This window comes from Deinococcus aquiradiocola, from assembly GCF_014646915.1.
Taxonomy (GTDB): domain Bacteria; phylum Deinococcota; class Deinococci; order Deinococcales; family Deinococcaceae; genus Deinococcus; species Deinococcus aquiradiocola.
In genome coordinates, this window is record NZ_BMOE01000027.1 from 1 (window position 1) to 17,394 (window position 17,394).

General features: G+C 70.8%; 13 protein-coding genes. 5 read left to right on the forward strand and 8 right to left on the reverse strand.

What is annotated here, in order from left to right:
• Nucleotides 1-183 precede the first annotated feature (183 nt).
• On the reverse strand, nt 184-651 hold the full coding sequence (locus IEY33_RS18830; protein WP_188964842.1) for an S-ribosylhomocysteine lyase: 468 nt from the start codon (nt 649-651) through the stop codon (nt 184-186).
• Between the two features lie 105 nt (nt 652-756).
• Here IEY33_RS18830 and lspA point away from each other — a divergent pair, with 105 nt between their 5' ends.
• Nucleotides 757-1,302 (forward strand): signal peptidase II, encoded by a 546-nt coding sequence (gene lspA, locus IEY33_RS18835; RefSeq protein ID WP_188964843.1) that lies wholly within the window; start codon nt 757-759, stop codon nt 1,300-1,302.
• Between the two features lie 84 nt (nt 1,303-1,386).
• On the opposite strand, the gene rpmB is transcribed toward lspA, so the two are convergent.
• A complete protein-coding gene (gene rpmB, locus IEY33_RS18840; RefSeq protein ID WP_188964844.1) occupies nt 1,387-1,608 on the reverse strand; it encodes a 50S ribosomal protein L28 in 222 nt (73 codons plus the stop codon).
• A gap of 334 nt (nt 1,609-1,942) precedes the next feature.
• Between rpmB and ychF the strand changes: the two genes are divergently transcribed.
• Both ychF and IEY33_RS18850 read left to right on the forward strand, forming a co-directional pair.
• Complete coding sequence (ychF, locus tag IEY33_RS18845; RefSeq protein ID WP_188964845.1) at nt 1,943-3,040, forward strand: redox-regulated ATPase YchF; 1,098 nt, start codon at nt 1,943-1,945, stop codon at nt 3,038-3,040.
• A 189-nt stretch (nt 3,041-3,229) separates the two neighbouring features.
• On the forward strand, nt 3,230-3,685 hold the full coding sequence (locus IEY33_RS18850) for a single-stranded DNA-binding protein (protein ID WP_188964846.1): 456 nt from the start codon (nt 3,230-3,232) through the stop codon (nt 3,683-3,685).
• A gap of 315 nt (nt 3,686-4,000) precedes the next feature.
• On the opposite strand, the gene IEY33_RS18855 is transcribed toward IEY33_RS18850, so the two are convergent.
• The 4 genes from IEY33_RS18855 to IEY33_RS18870 all read right to left on the reverse strand — a co-directional run bounded on the left by IEY33_RS18855 (nt 4,001) and on the right by IEY33_RS18870 (nt 10,899).
• On the reverse strand, nt 4,001-5,674 hold the full coding sequence (locus IEY33_RS18855) for an alpha-amylase family glycosyl hydrolase (protein ID WP_188964847.1): 1,674 nt from the start codon (nt 5,672-5,674) through the stop codon (nt 4,001-4,003).
• A gap of 78 nt (nt 5,675-5,752) precedes the next feature.
• Nucleotides 5,753-6,895 (reverse strand): LCP family protein, encoded by a 1,143-nt coding sequence (locus IEY33_RS18860; RefSeq protein WP_188964848.1) that lies wholly within the window; start codon nt 6,893-6,895, stop codon nt 5,753-5,755.
• A gap of 55 nt (nt 6,896-6,950) precedes the next feature.
• Nucleotides 6,951-8,627 (reverse strand): S8 family serine peptidase, encoded by a 1,677-nt coding sequence (locus IEY33_RS18865; RefSeq protein ID WP_188964849.1) that lies wholly within the window; start codon nt 8,625-8,627, stop codon nt 6,951-6,953.
• Between the two features lie 103 nt (nt 8,628-8,730).
• Nucleotides 8,731-10,899, reverse strand: coding sequence for a S8 family serine peptidase (locus IEY33_RS18870; protein WP_188964850.1), 2,169 nt, complete (start codon nt 10,897-10,899; stop codon nt 8,731-8,733).
• A gap of 82 nt (nt 10,900-10,981) precedes the next feature.
• Between IEY33_RS18870 and IEY33_RS18875 the strand changes: the two genes are divergently transcribed.
• A complete protein-coding gene (locus tag IEY33_RS18875; RefSeq protein ID WP_188964851.1) occupies nt 10,982-11,542 on the forward strand; it encodes a metal-binding protein in 561 nt (186 codons plus the stop codon).
• A gap of 153 nt (nt 11,543-11,695) precedes the next feature.
• The gene (locus IEY33_RS18880) at nt 11,696-14,677 is read left to right on the forward strand and encodes a sensor domain-containing protein (RefSeq protein ID WP_188964852.1); all 2,982 of its coding nucleotides are present in this window, start codon (nt 11,696-11,698) and stop codon (nt 14,675-14,677) included.
• A gap of 469 nt (nt 14,678-15,146) precedes the next feature.
• Here IEY33_RS18880 and IEY33_RS18885 read toward each other — a convergent pair whose 3' ends face one another.
• Together IEY33_RS18885 and IEY33_RS18890 are read right to left on the reverse strand one after the other, a co-directional pair.
• Nucleotides 15,147-16,394: an Nramp family divalent metal transporter gene (locus tag IEY33_RS18885; RefSeq protein WP_188964854.1), complete on the reverse strand. Its 1,248-nt coding sequence runs from the start codon at nt 16,392-16,394 to the stop codon at nt 15,147-15,149.
• Between the two features lie 50 nt (nt 16,395-16,444).
• The gene (locus IEY33_RS18890) at nt 16,445-17,152 is read right to left on the reverse strand and encodes a metal-dependent transcriptional regulator (RefSeq protein ID WP_188964853.1); all 708 of its coding nucleotides are present in this window, start codon (nt 17,150-17,152) and stop codon (nt 16,445-16,447) included.
• Nucleotides 17,153-17,394 lie beyond the last annotated feature (242 nt).

Sequence of the window (17,394 nt, forward strand, 5' to 3'; positions counted from 1 at the left end):
ATTTTCATGCACCTCGCCGCGTCTGCGTTCGCTTTCTTCGGCTGCCTCGCTCGGAGGCTCAGAAAAGATACAGGACACTCCGCCAACTGTCAAGCGCCCACCCGCGAACTCCCTTCATCTCCCCCATCCCACACCACCAGAACGCGTGCAGGACAGCAAAAAACGAAACAGAGGGAAAGGGGATCAGCGCTGAAGCAGCACCGTCTCCTGCACCTTCAGGCCTGCCGCGAGTGCGTCGCGCGCATGACCGCGCGCCGCACCGAGATCATGATCACGGTAATTGCCGCACTCCAGCTCGCTCACGCCGGGAATCGGACGGTCGTGTCCCGCCACGTCCCGGAGGGCCGCCTCGAAGGCCGTGAGGACACCCTGCTCGTCCGGCTCCCCGATGACCGCCATGTACATGCCGGTCCGGCAGCCCATCGGGGAGACATCCACCACGTCATTGAGGTGATCGCGCAGGTACCCGGCCAGCAGGTGCTCCAGCGTATGAATGGCCGCCGGGTCGATCGCCGCCTGGTTCGGCTGCAGCAGGCGCAGGTCGTACTTGCTGATGGCGTCGCCGTGCGGCGTGCGCTTCAGGCCCGCCAGACGGATGTACGGAGCGTGAACTTTGGTGTGATCCAGATCGAAGGACTCTACATTGGCCATGCCGTCATTGTGCCGCGCCACGCCGTCGCGCCGCATGAAGCTGTCTCACACCGCAGTACGAACACGCCGCCTCTGGACGGCGCGGCCATACGGCATACTGGCCAGGTGCCCGACGAACAAGGTCCCACCCTTCCGGCTGACGCCGCGCGCCGCCCGACCCCCGGCTGGATTCCCCTGCTGATCGCCGCCGTGCTGATCGGCGCGGACCAGTGGCTGAAAGTCTGGGCGCGAACGCACCTCAACCTCTACGAAGCGCCGCAGCCTTTCATTCCGGGCCTGCTCGGCTGGCAGCTCACGTACAACACCGGCGCCGCCTGGAGCCTCCTGTCGAGCGCCACCGTGCCGCTCGCCATCATGCGGCTCCTGGTGGGCCTCGGGATTCTCGGATACCTGATCCTGAGACCGCAGCCGCGCTTCCTGGCCTTCACGCTCGCCCTGATTGCGGCGGGCGCCATCGGCAACACCATCGACGGCCTGCGCTTCGGACGGGTGACGGACATGCTGCAGTCACCCGCCCTGTCCGCCGTGACGCGCGCCCTGCACGCCGGAGAGTTCCCGATCTTCAACCTCGCGGACTCCTGCGTGGTGCTCGGCACGCTGCTGCTGATCGTGACGAGCCTCCTGCCGGAACGCCGGACGCGCAACGCCTGAACAGACCAACGAGAGAGCGGGCTCCTGAACTTCAGGAGCCCGCTCTCTCGTTGTATTCGCCGCAATCTGCGGCACTCGCGCCGTTCAGGCGGCGAGCGCGTTCTTCATGCACTTGGTGCAGATACGCAGACGAACGCTGGCGCCGTCCTTGCGGATGGTGACGCGCTGCAGGTTGGGAAGCTGACGGGTCTTGCTGACGCCGGTGACCTTACGGCCCACGCCGCCCGCCGCACGGGCCTTACCGCGGCGGATGACCGAGTTGACCACGATCGGTCCCTTGCCGCACATTTCGCATACTCTTGCCATATTGCTCCTTGATGTTCTTCTTCAGTCCGGGATTTGGCTTCTCAGCGCAGGCGTCCTTTTTCCCTGTCCTGCACGGACTTGAACCCGTACACGAGGGGGGCGTCGGCCTGGCGCTGTCGCCGGACAAGCCTTACGAGTGTAGCACACACGCGCGGCTCTTCCCACAGGCACGCCCGTTCCGGCGTCACGTCCCGGCAGGGACCGGCGCACGACCCGCAGCCTGGAAGCGCCTGATACATTGGATTCCAGTGTGCCGCCTGAACGCGGGCGGCGCAGAACGCTCTGGAGCCACCGGCACGCCCGGACCGGTTCGAGCGACAAGGAGTGATACCTCATGGGTCTTGGAATCGGAATCGTCGGACTGCCGAACGTCGGCAAAAGCACGCTGTTCAACGCCATCACGCGCGCAGGCGCCCTCGCCGCCAACTACCCCTTCGCGACCATCGAGCCGAACGTCGGCCGCGTGACCGTGCCGGACGCGCGCCTGAGCGCCCTGAGCCGCGTGTTCACCAAGGGCGACCGCGTGCCGCCCATCATCCCGACCTTCGTGGAGTTCGTGGACATCGCGGGCCTCGTGAAGGGCGCGTCGCAGGGCGAGGGTCTGGGCAACCAGTTCCTGGCGAACATCCGCGAGACGGACGCCATCGCGCACGTCGTCCGCTGCTTCGAGGACGGCAACGTGATTCACGTGGCCGGGCAGGTCGACCCGATCGACGACATCGAGACGATCAATACCGAACTGATCCTGGCGGACCTGTCGGGCCTGGAGAAGCGCGCGCAGGGCCTCAGCAAGAAAGCCAAGGGCGGCGACAAGGACGCCCGCGAGCAGCTGGACCTCGCGGAGAGCATCCTGAAGGTGCTCGGCGAGGGCAGGCCCGCGCGCGCCGCGACGTACGACGCGCCCATCCCGAAGGATTTCGGGCTGATCACCATCAAGCCCGTGATCTACGTCGCGAACGTCGGTGAGGACGGCCTGACGGAAGACAACGCGTACGTGAAGCGCGTGCGCGCCTACGCGGAAGCCGAGGGCGCGCAGGTCGTGAAGATCAGCGCGCAGATCGAGAGCGAACTGGCCGAGATGCCCGAAGAGGACGCCGCCGAGTTCCTGAAGGAGCTGGGCGTGGAGGAGAGTGGGCTGGATCAGCTGGTGCACGTCGGGTACCGCACGCTGGGCCTGATGACCTTCATCACGTCCGGCGAGAAGGAAGTCCGCGCGTGGACGATCCGTCAGGGCGAGAAGGCGCCCGAGGCGGCCGGTGAGATCCACTCGGACCTGGAGCGCGGATTCATCCGTGCCGAGGTGATCGAGTGGGACAAGATGGTCGAGGCGGGCGGCTGGGCCGCCGCGAAGGCCAAGGGCTGGGTGCGGACGGAAGGCAAGGAGTACGTGATGAAGGACGGCGACATCATGAACGTGCTGCACAACATGTAAGGAAGGCGCAGGGAGGCGAGGGGCGCGGCCGGTGCATCACGGCTGCGCCCCTTCTGCTGTGCGGTGCTGGTGGGCGTGATGGGTGCGTTGCACTCCCGCCACCGAACTGTTATGTTATTTGCATAACCCGGCGGGGTCAGCCCAGCCGGTACAGGAGTGGCCCACCCGGCCCCCCACCCAAGGAGACCCATGCCCACACTTCACCTGACCGGCCCCCTCGGAACGAGCATCAGCGTCGACGTGCCCGAAGACCGCGACCTGCTCAGCGTCCTGCGCCGCTACGGCCGCCAGGGCTGGACGAGCGGCGAGATTCCCGCCGGCGGCATCAGCCTCCCGCTCGCCATGGCCGACACCTTCGACTGGTCCCTGATCGGCGCGCGCCCCTACACCACGCCCGACGGCGAACAGGCCGTCATCCACAAGGGCCAGAGCTACAAACGCCGCGAACTCGACGAGGTCGACACCAAGAAGATCAAGCTGCCCCGCATCGTCAAGTACAGCCGTGGCGCCCGCCCCACCGACCCCACCCACCTCAAGGAAGGCGAGGAGGGCGGCGTGCAGTACGTGACCCTCATCAGCTTCCGGGGCGGCGGCCGCGTGATCGAGGCGTACCAGGACCCCGGCGCCACCGCCCAGCCCAGGTAACCCCCACAGAACACAATCACACAGGAGAGCGCCGCCCGGTAACGTCCACGGGCGGCGCTCTCCTGCACGGTTCCGGGTGCTTCGTGCGGTGTCGATCCGATTCCAGGGAGGCCGGAACGTGCCTGGTGCTCGCTTCGCCCCACTGAACTCCAGGAGGTGAGCTCAATCTGGGATCATACGATTTTGAGCTGAACTTTTGGAGTTCAGCCGAGCGAAGCGAGCACCAAAAAATACGGTTTTGAGGAGGTGGAAGGGATGTCGGTGCTTTTCCCGGCATCCCTGGAATCGGATCAAAACCGTATCAGTGGTCGCGGGTCAGGCGAGCCGCCACAGCTGCGCCTCGTTGCCGCGCAGGGTGTCCGCCCCCGCACCGTCCTGGCTGGAGAGCAGCAGGGACGCGCCGTGCAGTTCCGGCAGGGTGAGCGGCACGTCCTGCGCGCCGAAGTTCAGGAGCACGAGGACGCGCTCGCCCTCGTGTTCACGCACGAAGGCGAAGACGCCGCTGCCCGCCTGCGTGTTCTCGAAGCTGCCGCCCGTGAGGGCGGTGGGGCCCGTCTGGATCGGCTGGCCCGCGCCCGTCTCCAGGCTGCGGTACGTGCCGAGCGTCAGGGCGGCCGAGTCGCGGCGCAGGCGCGTCAGGGTCCGGAAGTAGTTGAGGTCGCTGGCGGGGTCGACGTCCTGAGCGGCGACGTTCACGGCCGTGAAGTTCTCGGCGACGGGCAGCCACGGCTGCACGTGGGCGTCCGTGAAGCCCGCGTGCGGTTCGGCGCTCCATTGCATGGGGGTGCGTTCCGGGTCGCGGCCCACGCCGGGCACGTCCGGCTGGCCCAGCGCGGCCGGGTCCACCACGCGGTCGGCGGGGATGAAGCCGTCCTCCATGCCGAGCTCGTCGCCGTAGTACACGGTGGGCGTGCCGCGCAGCGTGAGCAGCAGCGTCTGCGCGGCGCGGTACTGTTCGCGGCCCACGCGCGTCGCGAAGCGGTGCTGGTCGTGGTTGCCGAGCACCCAGTTCGGCCAGCTGCCGCTGCGCGTGACGGCCGCGTCGTACTCGTCCACCAGCTTGCGGATGTCGGCGGCGTTCCACGGGGTGAGGATCAGGTGGAAGTTGAAGGGCAGGTGGCATTCGGGCGCGTCCGGCGTGCCTGCGTACGTGAGGAGCGTGTCGATCGGCAGGTAGATCTCGCCGACCATCATGCGGTCGTCGAACTCGTCGAGGGCGGCGCGCAGTTCACGGATGTACGCGTGCGTGAGCGGCAGGTCCTGCGTGTGGATGTGCTGCACGCTGTTGTGTTCCGGCTGGCCGGGGCGCCAGTCGGGGTTGCGCGGCTCGTCGCGGTAGTCGGGGTCCTTGGCGAGCAGCCAGATGACGTCCACCCGGAAGCCGTCGACGCCGCGCTGCATCCAGAAGCGCAGGGTGTCGGCCATCTCGCGGCGCACGTCGGGGTTCGCCCAGTTGAGTTCCGGCTGGCCGCTCACGAACTGGTGCAGGTAGTACTGCCCGGTCGCGTCGTCGTACGTCCAGGCGCTCCCGCCGAAGAAGGACTTCCAGTTGTTGGGGACGCCGCCGTCCGGGGCGGGGTCGCGCCACATGTACCAGTCGCGTCTGGGGTTGTCGCGGCTGCTGCGGGCCTCCACGAACCAGGGGTGTTCGTCGCTGGAGTGGTTCGGGACGAAGTCCAGCATGACCTTCAGGCCGCGCGCGTGGGCTTCGCGGACGAGGGTGTCGAAGTCGTCGAGCGTGCCGAAGAGCGGGTCGATGCCTTTGTAGTCGGCGACGTCGTACCCGAAGTCCTTCATGGGGCTGGTGAAGATGGGGCTGAACCAGATGGCGGTCACGCCGAGGCTCGCGAGGTAGTCGAGGCGGGCGGTGACGCCGTTCAGGTCGCCGATGCCGTCGTTGTTGCTGTCCTGGAAGGAGCGGGGGTAGATCTGGTAGATGATGCCGGACTGCCACCATTTCAGCTGGCCTGCGGTGAGGGAGTGCGTCATGCGTCCAGCGTAGCAGAACATTCACTGAATCGTTTCAGACAGGCGGTGGACCTCACACCGGACTTGCCCCGCTTCCGCTCACCGGGCGTCCGCGCCCAGCCGCACCGTCAGGGCCACGCCCGGCGCGCCCGCCGACCCGTCCGGCACCCCGTACCCCAGGTCGCGCCGCAGCGCCCCGGCCGCCCCCGCGTTCCCGCTCAGGGTCGTGCGCGGCAACGCGTGCCGGTCCTCCGACACGATCCGCACGTCCCGGTACCCGGCCGCCTCCAGCCGCGCCTTCACGCGCCGCGCCGTGCCCTGCGGCGCGTCCACGTTCACGAGCGCCACGCTCAGGGCACGAGGGTCGCCGGGGTCCGCGAACTGCTCCTGCACCAGTGCCCGGATGCCCGCCGCGTCCGGCGACCACGTCCCGCCCGGCCCGAACCGGCCCGGCAGCGTCGCCGCACTTACCTTCGGGCCGTGCAGCAGCGCCCCCAGCACCGCCCCGAAGGTGCCGCGCGTCAGGTCCGTGCTGGCGTTGCGGTCGAGCGCGCCCACCACCGCCGGGAGGCGCCACGCGTTCAGCGGGCTGCGCAGCCGCGCCGCGAGCGCCCCCAGGAACATCTGCTGGCGACTCACGCGCCCGATGTCGCCGAGCGCGTCGTGCCGGAAGCGCAGGAACCCCTCGGCCTGCTGGCCGTTCAGGTGCTGCGGCCCGGCCTTCAGGTTGATGTGCAGCCTGCCGGCCGTGTCGTCGTAACGCATGTCTTCCGGCACCGTGAGGTTCACGCCGCCCGCCGCGTCCGTCAGGTCCCGCAGCGCGTTCAGCGACAGGAGCGCGTGCGCGTCCACGCGCAGGCCCGTGAGCTGCTGCACGGCCTGCACCAGCGTGTCCGGACCGCCTCGCCGGTTCGCGGAGTTGATCTTGCCGTACCCCCAGCCGGGCACGTTCACCCACGTGTCGCGCGGGATGGAGAGCAGCCGCACCTGCCCGTCCGGCTGCACCTGCGCGAGCACGATGGTGTCGGTCAGGCCGCTGTAGTCTTCCGGCGCGGCCGGGTACGGCCACACGGCGCTCGGCGGGTAGTTCGGCGTGACGCCCGCCAGCAGCAGCGTGACGGGCCGCTCGGACGCGCGCGGCAGCGACCCGAACCGGCCGAGGGCCGGGGCAGCCGGGGCGAGCAGGGCCACGCCGCCCGCAAGCACGACAGCCAGGGTCAGGAAGGGCCGGAAACGGGGCATTGGCGCGAAGTGTAGCAGGCGACCGGCACGAAGTGTAGGGCGGCGCCGGGCACGCTCAGCGCGTCTGGATGCTCTGGCCGTTCAGGTCGCCGTTCACGGTCACGGGGAGGCTACCGGTGGCGGTGCGGCCGTCGACGGTCAGGGTGGCCTGCAGCGTCGTCTGCCCGGCCGCGACGCCCGGCAGGCTGAACGGGACGCGCACCACGCCGTTCGCGAGGGTGCCGGTGAAGGTCTTGCCGGTGCCGCCGCCCGTCACGGCGAGCGTGTACGCCCGGCCCGCGTTCTGCGGGAGGGCCAGCGCGGCCTTCACGGCGGCCCCCACGTCCAGCAGTCGGCCGCCCGCGACGCTGCGGGCACTGCCGACCAGGGCGGACTTCACCTGCGCGGCATTCAGATCGGGCCGCGCGCCCAGGATCAGGGAGGCCGCGCCGCTCACGAGGGGAGCCGCCTCGCTCGTCCCGATGCGCAGGGCGTACCCGCCGCCGACTGGGCCGCCCGGCGAGGTGGTCTGCGCGGTGGGCGCGAGCGTCAGGATGCCGTAGGCGGGGTCGCCCACGCAGGAGGTGCCGGACAGCGTGGCGTTCCCGCCGGGCGCGACGAGGTCGAGGGCCTTGTCGCCGCTCTTCGGGCGGGCGCTGTAGCAGGCGAGCGCGTCCGTCTTGCCGAGCGCGCCGACCGCGATCACGTTCGGATCGGCGGCCGGGTAGTACAGACCGTCGGACGGGGTGTTGCCGGCCGCCGCGACGAGCACCACGCCCGCCTGACTGGCCGCCTGCAGGCGCTGCGCGAGCGCCGCGTCCACGTTCGCGCCCTTCAGGCCGAGGCTCATGTTGACGACGCGCGCTCCGTTCTGCGTGGCGTACCCGACGGCCCGCGCGAGGTTCGCGGTGGTGGCGCCTCCCGCGTCGTCGAAGACGCGCAGCGGCATCACGGTCCGGCCCGTCCACGTGAGGCCCGCGATGCCGGTCGCGTTGTTGGTGGCCGCGCCGATCAGTCCGGCGGAACTCGTGCCGTGTCCCACGTCGCCGCCCGCCGCTTCGGACGGGTCGCTGTCGTTGTTCGCGAAATCGTAGCCGGGCAGCAGCCGGGACGCCAGTTCGGGGTGCGTGCGGTCCACACCGGTGTCGAGGACGGCCGTGACAGCGCCCGTCGGGGCGGCCCCGATCTGCGCCCAGCCGCCCTCGGCATTGATGCGCGTCAGGTAGTCCTGATCGTAGGCGGCCCCGGCGACCGTGACGCCCGCCCCGCTGGCGGACGGGTAGCCGGGGTCGTTCGGGACGGCGAGGGCCGAGTAGATGTAGTTCGGCTGTACGGTCACGGTCGGAACGGTCAGGGCCTGCGTGCCGGACCCCTGCGCGGCCAGGCCGCCCGTCAGCTCCTGCGCGAGCCGGGCCGCGAAGGCCTGATCGGACTCCCCGGCGGGCGTGCGGACGAGCCGCAGTTCGCCCGACCCGTCCCCGAGCGCGGTGACGCTCAGGGTGCCGAGCGTGCCGGGCAGGCGACCCGCGCCCACCACGAGGACCTCTCCCTGCACGTGCGGCAGCGTCCAGTCCACCGTTCCCGCACCGGCCGCCTGGGTGACCGGCTGGAGGGCCTGCGCCGTCGTGGCTGCCCCCGGCAGCAGGGCGGCGCCACTCACCGTATACGTCGTGCCGCCCGCGCCCGGGTCTCCTCCGGGCGTGGCGGGGCCACCACAGGCCGCGAGCAGGCTACAGGTCAGCAGGGGCAGCATCAGGCGCTTCATACCTCTCAGCTTCGGAGGTGCGGGCTGACAGGAAGCACGGGTCGGATGAAGGCCGTCCACATCCGGCGTCAGAATCCCTTCAGGTTGCGGGTCAGGGGGTGGGCGTCAGGGTGCCCACATCGAAGGTCGGGAGGGACGGGCCGAGCGTGACGGCCTTCTCCACGCGCGGCTCGCCCGTCTCGCCCGCCAGTCCGTTCCCGTTGCGGTCCCGGCCCGCCACCACCCGGAACGCGCCGTCCGGCAGGTACGCCGTGAAGCGCCCCACGCCGTCCAGCGCGGGTGTGAAGGTGCGGCCCGAGGCGTCCTGCACGCTCAGGCCCAGCACGTCCGACACGGCGAGCGCGCCCAGCGCCGCGGCCGGCTGGATGAGGCCCACGCCGTACGTGCTGTCGCGGCCCGCCGCGCCGAGATCCGTGGCGGTCGCGAGCATCCGGTCGAGCGCGGCGGCGGGCGTGGCGGCCACGCCCTTGCTGAGCAGCAGCGCGGCGAGCGCCGTGACCTGCGGGGCCGCCTGGCTCGTCCCGGCCTCCAGGTAGTAGCCGGGGCGGTGACTGGCGTAGTTCCAGCCGGTCGAGAGGATCTCGTCCGGCATCGGCTGGCCGTTCAGGGTGCCACCGTTGAAGGTCGTGGCGGGATTGCCGCCCGGCGCGCTCAGCGCGACCTGCGCGTACTGATCGCTGTAGTACGCGTGGGTGGGCACGGCGCTGTCCGACAGCGACACGGACGCGACCGACACCGCGCCCGGACACGCGGCCGGGTAGATGGGCGCGGTCCCGCCGAAGTTCCCGCCCGCCGCGACGACGAGCGCGCCGAGCGCCGTGGCGCGCGACACGGCGCTGCACAGCACCTGAATCTGGTCCGGGTCCCTGAGCGGCCCGCCGAGCGACAGGTTGATGACCTGCGCCGGGTGCGGCGTGCGGTACGTGCGGCCGTCCGAGAGGGTGACGGGGTCCCCGGCCGCGTAGCGCAGCGCGAGGGCGATGTCGGACTCCTGCCCGTTGCCGTCCGGGGCGTCCAGCACGCGGACCGGCAGGACGCGAACGGGCGCGCGGTAGCTCGCGCCGACCACGCCGCTGGTCGAGCAGTCCGCGCAGGGGGCCGCGAAGGTGCCCCAGCGGGCGGCGATGATGCCGGTCACGTGCGTGCCGTGGCTGGGGTCGCTGCGCGGAATGGGGAACTGGTGCGCGGGGTCGCTGAGGCTGTACGTGAAGGTGTCCGGGTCGGTGGGGTCGGTGTCGGGGCCGTCGCCGTCGCCGTTGTCGTACGTGAGCTTGCCGGTCTGCGGGTCGCGCGTGACGGGCAGCACGTCGAGTGCGCCGTCGCCGGGACCGTACAGCTGGCCCTGCAGGTCCGGGTGGTCGTAGCGGACGCCGGTGTCGAGCACGGCGACCGTGACGGCGTTCGGGTACGGGTGGTCCGTCATGTCGCGCCACACGGCCGGGTAGCCGAGCAGGCGGTACGCCCACTGCAGCGGCGCGAACTCGTCCGTGCCCTGCTGCGGCGCGGCGAGCGCCTGTGCGGACGCGGTGCGTACGGGGATGGACGGCGTGGGTTCGGGCCGGTCGAGCGCCGTGAGGACCGCGTCCGGCACGGCGTACAGCACGTCCGTGTCGGCGCGCAGGCGCGCCAGCGTGCCCGGCACGTCGTCCGTGCGCAGCGTCAGCGTCTCCCCCACCGCCGAGCGCACCTCCCGCTCCTGCCGCATGGCCTGCACGCGCGCCGCCTGCGAGCGGTACGCGACGATCACGCCGCGCGGCCCGGGCAGCGCCCGCTCTGTCAGGGGCGGGCGGGACGGCGCGCGGTCCACGTCGGCGGCCGCCAGGGTGGACGCCTGATCCGTGACGGTGCCGCGCAGGGTGTACAGGTCGGCGCTCACGTTGAGGGTGGCGGTGCCGGTCGTACCGCCGTCCGCGGAAGTCCAGCGCACCTGCGGCGCGGCCAGCAGGGACGGCGTGTTCGCGGCGGTGGGCGCGCCCGCCGCGCGGTTCGCGCTGAACGTCACCTTGAGGTCCCCGGAGCCGCGCGCGGTGGACGCGCTCAGCCACGCGGGCAGCCCCTCGATGCTCCAGCTGCCGCTGAAGGACTGCTGCGCGCTGACACTCGCGCCCTGTCCGAGCGTGAGGGTCTGGTCGTGCAGGGCCGCGTCCGGGCCGGACCGGCAGCCGGCGAGCAGCAGCGGAACGCTCAGCAGCAGGGTCCGGGCGGGCAGGAGCGGCCGGGGCCGGGGAAGAGGCGCGCGGAACGGCACGGGAAGCTTCATGTTCCCTTCAGGATGAACGATTTCCGCTGACCGCACGTGAGGAGGCGCGCCCGGCGTTCCCTTCGGCTACCATGAGGCCCCTGTGCCCAGCGGTCGCGTCCACAACCTCATTAACATCGGCGTGTATGCCGGGCTCGCGGGCCTGGCGCTCTACCTGCACGAGACGCGCGCCGTCGTCGTCAGTCCCGCGCAGGCGCTCACCTTCACGGCCGGGTACGCTGTCGGCACGTTCCTGCTCTCCCCGGACCTCGATCTGGCCGAGGGGAACGTGGATTCCAAGCGGCACTGGGGGTTCCTGGGGGCGCTGTGGGTGCCGTACGGCCTGATGTTCAGCCACCGGGGCCTGAGTCACACGTGGGTGATCGGGCCGCTCACGCGCCTGCTGTACCTGAGCGTCATGGTGGCCATCGTGTGGGGGGCGCTGCAGTTCCTGCTGCCGCACGACGCGCTCCTCACCCTGCGGCGGACGCTGGACCTGCGGTCGCTGGGCGCGTACGTGTGGAGCACCGGGGTGGCCGTGCCGCTCCTCGCCGGGTACTACCTGAGCCAGTGGCTGCACCTCACGGCGGACGGCGTACGGCCCGACCATGGCCTGCGGCACGGCGGGCGGAAACTGCGGGGCGCGGCGCGCCGCTGGCGCTGACTTCCCCCGAACGGGTGCCCCCGCCGACCTCTCGACGTTCAGCCGCTCATGATGGGTTCTTCGCTTCTCCGGGCGCGTGTGTGTGACACCATGTGGCATGTCGGCCATCCAACCTGCGCCTGCCCTGTCGACCGGCCGGGGTGAACGCGCCACATGACGTCCGGCCCACAGGTCGTCGCAGGGACCGTCCCGGTGCCGGGCCTGCTGGCCGTGCTGGGCGGCCGGGGCGAGCTGCTGGCCGTCTCGGAGGCCCTGCAGCGCCTGCTGTCGGCAGGCCGGGTTCCATTCGAGCTGCCGGTGGACGGTCTGCTGCCCTGGCTGCCCGACCCGGACACAGGCCCCCCCGACACGGCCGGGCCGGACGACCCGGTGGCCGCACGGCAGACGGAACGGGTGCTGCTGCGGGACGCTCAGGGCTTCACGAGGGGAGCGCTGCTGACGCGCGTCCCACTCCCCGATCAGGGCGTGACGTTCTGCGTCCTGCACCTCGCGCCGGGCGCGGCGGCCGGCGACACTGCCGTGCCGGACGCGGCGCAGCTCGTGCAGCTGCTGTACCAGCTGCCGGTCGCGGCAGTAGCCGTGAACCGGCAGGGGCAGCTGGTGTATGCGAACGCGCAGGCGATCCGCAACGCGCAGGTCACGGAGCCCGGTCACCGGCGACTGCTGGGCCTGAACGACCGGGAGGTCAGCGAACGGCTCGGCAAGGATCTGGAACAGGCCCGGCGCCGCGAGGAGAACCTGCGGCGGGCCCTGCAGGACGGCGTGAGCGTGCGGTGGGTGGATCAGGTGGCCGTGCCGGGCCTCCCGCCGGAGTACTGGCGGCGCAGCTTCGCGCCGGTGCTGAACACGGACGGCACGTCGGACCTCGTGCTGGGCGTCGGGATCGAGGTAACGGGCGAACTGCACCGCTCAGCCGAACTGGAACTGCTGGGGCACGTGGTGCAGAACACGTCCGAGGCCGTGCTGATCGTGGACCGCACCGAACTGGTGGAGGACAGCCGCATCATCTTCGCGAACCGGGTCGCGCGGCGCCTGCTGGCCGGGACGGGCGGCCCGCTGGTGGGACGCTCGCTGCTGGAAACGGTCGTGCCGCTCCTGACGCCCGCACAGCAGGCGCGGTTCTTCGAGCTGCTGCGTGCCGGGCGCGGGTCGAGCGGGCCGGTGCTGTACGCGCGCGGCACGATCGCCGAACGCTGCCTGGAGGTGACGGTCATGCCGGGCGGCGCGCGTACGAGCCGGGAAACGCACAGTCACACGAGCGTCGCGGTGCGCGACGTGACGGCCGTACACCGCGCGCAGGTGCTGGAGGGCGGCCGGGCGCGCAGCTTCCGGCTGGCGCTGGACGGCGCGCCGATGCCCGAGGTGCTCGGGTCGCTGGTGGAGACGCTGGAGGGGCAGTTGCCGGGCATGCTGGGGTCGGTGATGCTGCTGCGCGGCGACCGGCTCTCGTGCGCGGCCGCACCTCAGCTCCCGCAGGAACTCGTGCAGCGCATCGAGGGGCGGCAGGTGGGTCCAGGGAACGGCCCGTGCGCGCTCGCGGTGCACCTGGACCGGACGATCGTGTCGGCGGATGTGCAGCATGATGGGCGTTTCCAGGCAGACTGGGCGCTCGCGCGGGCCTTCGGGATACGGAGCGTGTGGAGCGTGCCGTTCCGGGGGAAAGGCGGGGAGGTGCTCGGCACGTTCGCGCTGTACAGCCAGGCGTGCCGCGAGCCGCGCCCCGCGCAGCTGGCCGTGATGGAGCAACTGGCGCGGCTGGTGGCGATCCTGCTGGAGAGCCGTCAGGCGAGCGAGCGGATGGAGCGCGTCGCGTACCATGACACGCTGACGGGCCTCCCGAACCGTTCGGCGTTCCTGCAGGCGCTGGAGGACCACACCCGCAGCGGCGAGGGCCTGCCCGTGCCCGTCCCGGGAGCGGACGGACGACAGTGGGCGGTCGGCCTGATCGACCTCACCGATTTCCGGCACGTCAACGAGGCGTACGGTCAGGTGGCCGGGAACCGCCTGCTGCACCTGCTGGCAGGCCGCCTGCAGGAAGCCGTGCCGGACGGGACGATGGTCGCGCGGCTCGGCGGGGACGAGTTCGGGGTGCTGCTCCCGACGGGCGGGAACCCCGACGTGCTCGGCCCGCTCAGCGGCGCGCTGCAGGGCGTGATCGGCACACCCTTCCAGGTGGGTGAGCAGGAGGTCACGCTGCGGGCCGCGATCGGCTGGAGCCTGTACCCGGAACTGGCGCTCGACCCGGTCACGCTGCTGTCACAGGCGGACACGGCCATGTACACGGCGCGGCACGAGGGACAGGAGTATCGACTGTACTCGCATCACGGGCAGGACTGGAACCTGAGCCCCACCACCCTGCGCGCCGCGCTGCAGGACGCGCTCGCCGGGGAGCAGATGCACGTGGCGTACCAGCCGCTGGTGGGCCGTGACGGGCGCGTCCGGAGCTTCGAGGCGCTGCTGCGCTGGACGCACCCGCAATACGGGAACATCGGGCCGGACCAGTTCATTCCGGTGGCGGAAACGTCCGGCCTGATCCGGCATCTGGGCGGGTGGGTGCTGGAGCAGTCCATGCGGGCCGCCCTGACGTGGCCAAGCGACGTGCTGGTGAGCGTGAACATTTCCGGGCGGCAGTTCGAGCACCCGGGGTTCGCGGGCGTGGTGGCGGACGCGCTCGCCCGGACGGGCTTGCCCTCCGCGCGCCTGGAGCTGGAGCTGACGGAGTCGGCCCTGATGATCGGCAGCGAGCGCGCCATGCACACGCTCGCGCAGCTGGACGCGCTGGGCGTCCGGGTGGCGCTCGACGATTACGGGGTGGGGTACTCGAACCTGATGCGGCTGTACACCCTGCCGATCAGCACCATCAAACTCGACCGGAGCTTCAGCCGCGACCTGCACAGCGCGGCAGACACGGGGCTGGCGGGCGCGAGCGCCGCCATCATCCGGAACGTGGTGGGCCTCGCGCACGACCTGGGGCTGGAAGTGGTGGTGGAAGGCATCGAGACGCCCGCACAGCTGCAGGCCGTCCTGGCACTCGGGTGCGACACGGTGCAGGGCTATCTGTACAGCCGCCCACTCCCGGCGGACGCGGCGCTCGCGTGGCTGCAGCGGGCCGGCACAGGCACAGACGACACCTGATCCGGTGTTGATCCGGTTCCAGGGATTCCGGAAAAAGCACCGGCATCCCTTCTTGGGCAGAACAGCGCCCATGAGGACGCTTGCCCGCTTCTTGGGCAGAACGGGAGGAGTGGCGTGGCCAGCCGCGTCCGTTCACGACGATACGCCCTACAGGACGCCTGCCCGCTTCTTGGGCAAAACAGCGCCCATGAGGACGCTTGCCCGCTTCCATCTCCTCAACTCCGTACTTGTTGGTGCCCTTGTTGCTCGGCTGAACTCCGAAAGTTCAGCTCAAAACCGTATGGTCCGGCGTTGAGCTGAACGCCTGAAGTCCGGCTGAACGAAGTGCGCGTCGACACGAACGGTTGGGGGAGGGTGAAAGGGACGCCTTTGCTGTTCCCGGCATCCCTGGCACCGGACCAAGATGCGCGGCCCGCCGCCGGGAGGTCCGGTGCGGGCCGCGTCTGCGGGTGGTGCAGGTCAGGCGGGGTCAGCGCAGGAGGGTCTGGGCGAGCAGGTACACGTTCAGCCCGATGATCAGGGTGGCGATCATCCAGCCGATCACGCGCACGGGCACGCTGGCGGTCAGGACGCCCATCAGGTCGCGGCGCGCCGTGAAGATCAGGAGTGGCACGAGCGCGAAGGGAATCCCGAAGCTCAGGATCACCTGCGACAGGATCAGGGTGCGGGTCGGGTCGAGACCCATCAGGATCACCACGAAGGCGGGCAGCATGGTGATGGTGCGGCGCAGCCACGCGGGAATGGTGTAGTGGATCAGGCCCTCCATCACGACCTGCCCGGCCATGGTGCCGACCGCGCTGCTCGACAGGCCCGACGCGAGCAGCGCCAGTCCGAACGCGATGGCCGCCCCACCGCCCAGCAGCGGCGTGAGGGTCCGGTACGCCTGGGTGAGGTCGGCGATGCCGGTCTGGCCGCTCGCGTGGAAGGTCGCGGCGGCCGCGGCGAGCATCGCCATGTTGATGAGCGCGGCGAGGCCCATCGCGACGAGCAGGTCCGTGCGGGACATGCGCGCCACCTGGCGTTTAGCGTCGTCCGTGACGGCCGGAATGCGGTTCTGGGTGAGGGAGCTGTGCAGGTAGATGACGTGCGGCATGACGGTCGCGCCGATGATGCCGACCGCGAGGTACAGGCTGTCCGGTCCTTCGAAGCGCGGGATGAAGCCGCCGAGCGCCTCCAGGCCCGGGTGGCTGCGGACGAGCTGCACGAGGTACGACACGGCGATCACGCCGACGAAGGCGGCGATGGCGACCTCCATCGGGCGGAAGCCGCGCCGCTGCAGGGTGAGGAGCGCGAACGTGACGATGGCGGTCAGGACGGCGCCCCAGATGAGGGGAATGCCGAACAGCAGCTGGAAGGCGAGGGCCGCGCCGAGAAATTCGGCGAGGTCGGTCGCCATCGCCACGAGTTCCGCCTGCACCCAGTAGAACCACGCGGCTTTCGGCCAGCGCGCCCGGATGAGCTGCGGCAGGTTGCGGCCGGTGGCGATGCCGAGCGTGGCGGACAGGTGCTGGATCAGCATGGCCATCAGGCTCGCGCCGAGAATCACCCACAGCAGCAGGTACCCGAACTGCGCGCCGCCCTGGATGTTGGTGGCGAAATTGCCGGGGTCCATGTACGCGACGGACGCGATGAAGGCCGGGCCCATGAAGGGCAGCAGGCGGGCCAGGCCGCGTTTCGGGCCGCGTCCGTCGAGGACGGCGGCGGCGCGGGCGTTCATGCGCGCGTCGAGTCCGGCGGGCGGCTGCGGGGGGAGCGGTTCGGCGCGGCTCACGCGTGCACCTCCGCCCGCTGCGGGGCGGCGTTCAGGGCGGTCACGCGGACCTGCTCGGCGACGTGCAGGGACAGCGTGAGTTCCGAGTGGTCGCGCAGGCCGAGGCGCAGCGTCCCGAAAGCCGGGTCGAGGTGCAGGACCTGCAGGTGCGCGCCGGGCGTGAGGCCCGCCTGCACCAGTCCGCGCAGCTGCGCCGCGTCACGCGCGGGGATCTGCGCGACGACCACCCACTCGTGCACGGGCAGCTGGCTGAGGGCAGTCTCGTCGCGGCTGGGGAGGGAGCCGTCGAGGGCGGGGATGGGGTCGCCGTGCGGGTCGTGGGTGGGGTGGCCGAGCCACGCGGCCATGCGGGCCTCGAAGTTCTCGCTGATGACGTGCTCAAGGCGTTCGGCTTCGTCGTGCACCTCGTCGAGCGGGTAGCCGAGCGCCTGGTGCAGGAACGCTTCGAGGAGGCGGTGGTGGCGCAGCACCTCGAGGGCGAGGCCGCGGCCCTGCTCGGTGAGGGCCGCGCCCTGGTACGCGGTGTGCGTGACGAAGCCGAGTTCGCTGAGTTTGCGGAGCATGCCGGTCACGCTCGCGGGCGTGACGTCGAGGGCATCGGCGACGGCCTGGGTGCTGACGCGGCTGCCGGGCTCCGGTTCGGAAAGCAGGTACAGCTGCTTGAGGTAGTCCTCGGCAGCGTGGGACAGGAGGCGGGTCGACATGGACTCTATTTTAGGCTTACCTAAAACAAAGTCAATACCGCTCCCGAGATCTCCGAAGATACTCAACTGCATAAAAGCGCAGCACGGGCCAACCCTGAAGAGGAGTCGGCCCGCGCTGCTGGCGGGGTGGGTGGGTATAGGAACGTCCCCCCAGTTCCGGAGAACTGGGGGGACGGTTGGGTGATGAGTCAGTGTGATCGAGGAAGTGTGTGGAGCCTATAGAAAGGAGGTGATCCAACCGC

Bases quoted from the DNA above. Each gene is read 5' to 3' on its own strand.
- IEY33_RS18855 (WP_188964847.1), bottom strand. From the start codon at position 5,674: ATGACGCACTCCCTCACCGCAGGCCAGCTGAAATGGTGGCAGTCCGGC.
- IEY33_RS18865 (WP_188964849.1), bottom strand. From the start codon at position 8,627: ATGCTGCCCCTGCTGACCTGTAGCCTGCTCGCGGCCTGTGGTGGCCCC.
- IEY33_RS18860 (WP_188964848.1), bottom strand. From the start codon at position 6,895: ATGCCCCGTTTCCGGCCCTTCCTGACCCTGGCTGTCGTGCTTGCGGGC.
- IEY33_RS18885 (WP_188964854.1), bottom strand. From the start codon at position 16,394: ATGAACGCCCGCGCCGCCGCCGTCCTCGACGGACGCGGCCCGAAACGC.
- IEY33_RS18880 (WP_188964852.1), top strand. From the start codon at position 11,696: ATGACGTCCGGCCCACAGGTCGTCGCAGGGACCGTCCCGGTGCCGGGC.
- rpmB (WP_188964844.1), bottom strand. From the start codon at position 1,608: ATGGCAAGAGTATGCGAAATGTGCGGCAAGGGACCGATCGTGGTCAAC.
- IEY33_RS18870 (WP_188964850.1), bottom strand. From the start codon at position 10,899: ATGAAGCTTCCCGTGCCGTTCCGCGCGCCTCTTCCCCGGCCCCGGCCG.
- IEY33_RS18890 (WP_188964853.1), bottom strand. From the start codon at position 17,152: ATGTCGACCCGCCTCCTGTCCCACGCTGCCGAGGACTACCTCAAGCAG.
- ychF (WP_188964845.1), top strand. From the start codon at position 1,943: ATGGGTCTTGGAATCGGAATCGTCGGACTGCCGAACGTCGGCAAAAGC.
- IEY33_RS18850 (WP_188964846.1), top strand. From the start codon at position 3,230: ATGCCCACACTTCACCTGACCGGCCCCCTCGGAACGAGCATCAGCGTC.
- IEY33_RS18830 (WP_188964842.1), bottom strand. From the start codon at position 651: ATGGCCAATGTAGAGTCCTTCGATCTGGATCACACCAAAGTTCACGCT.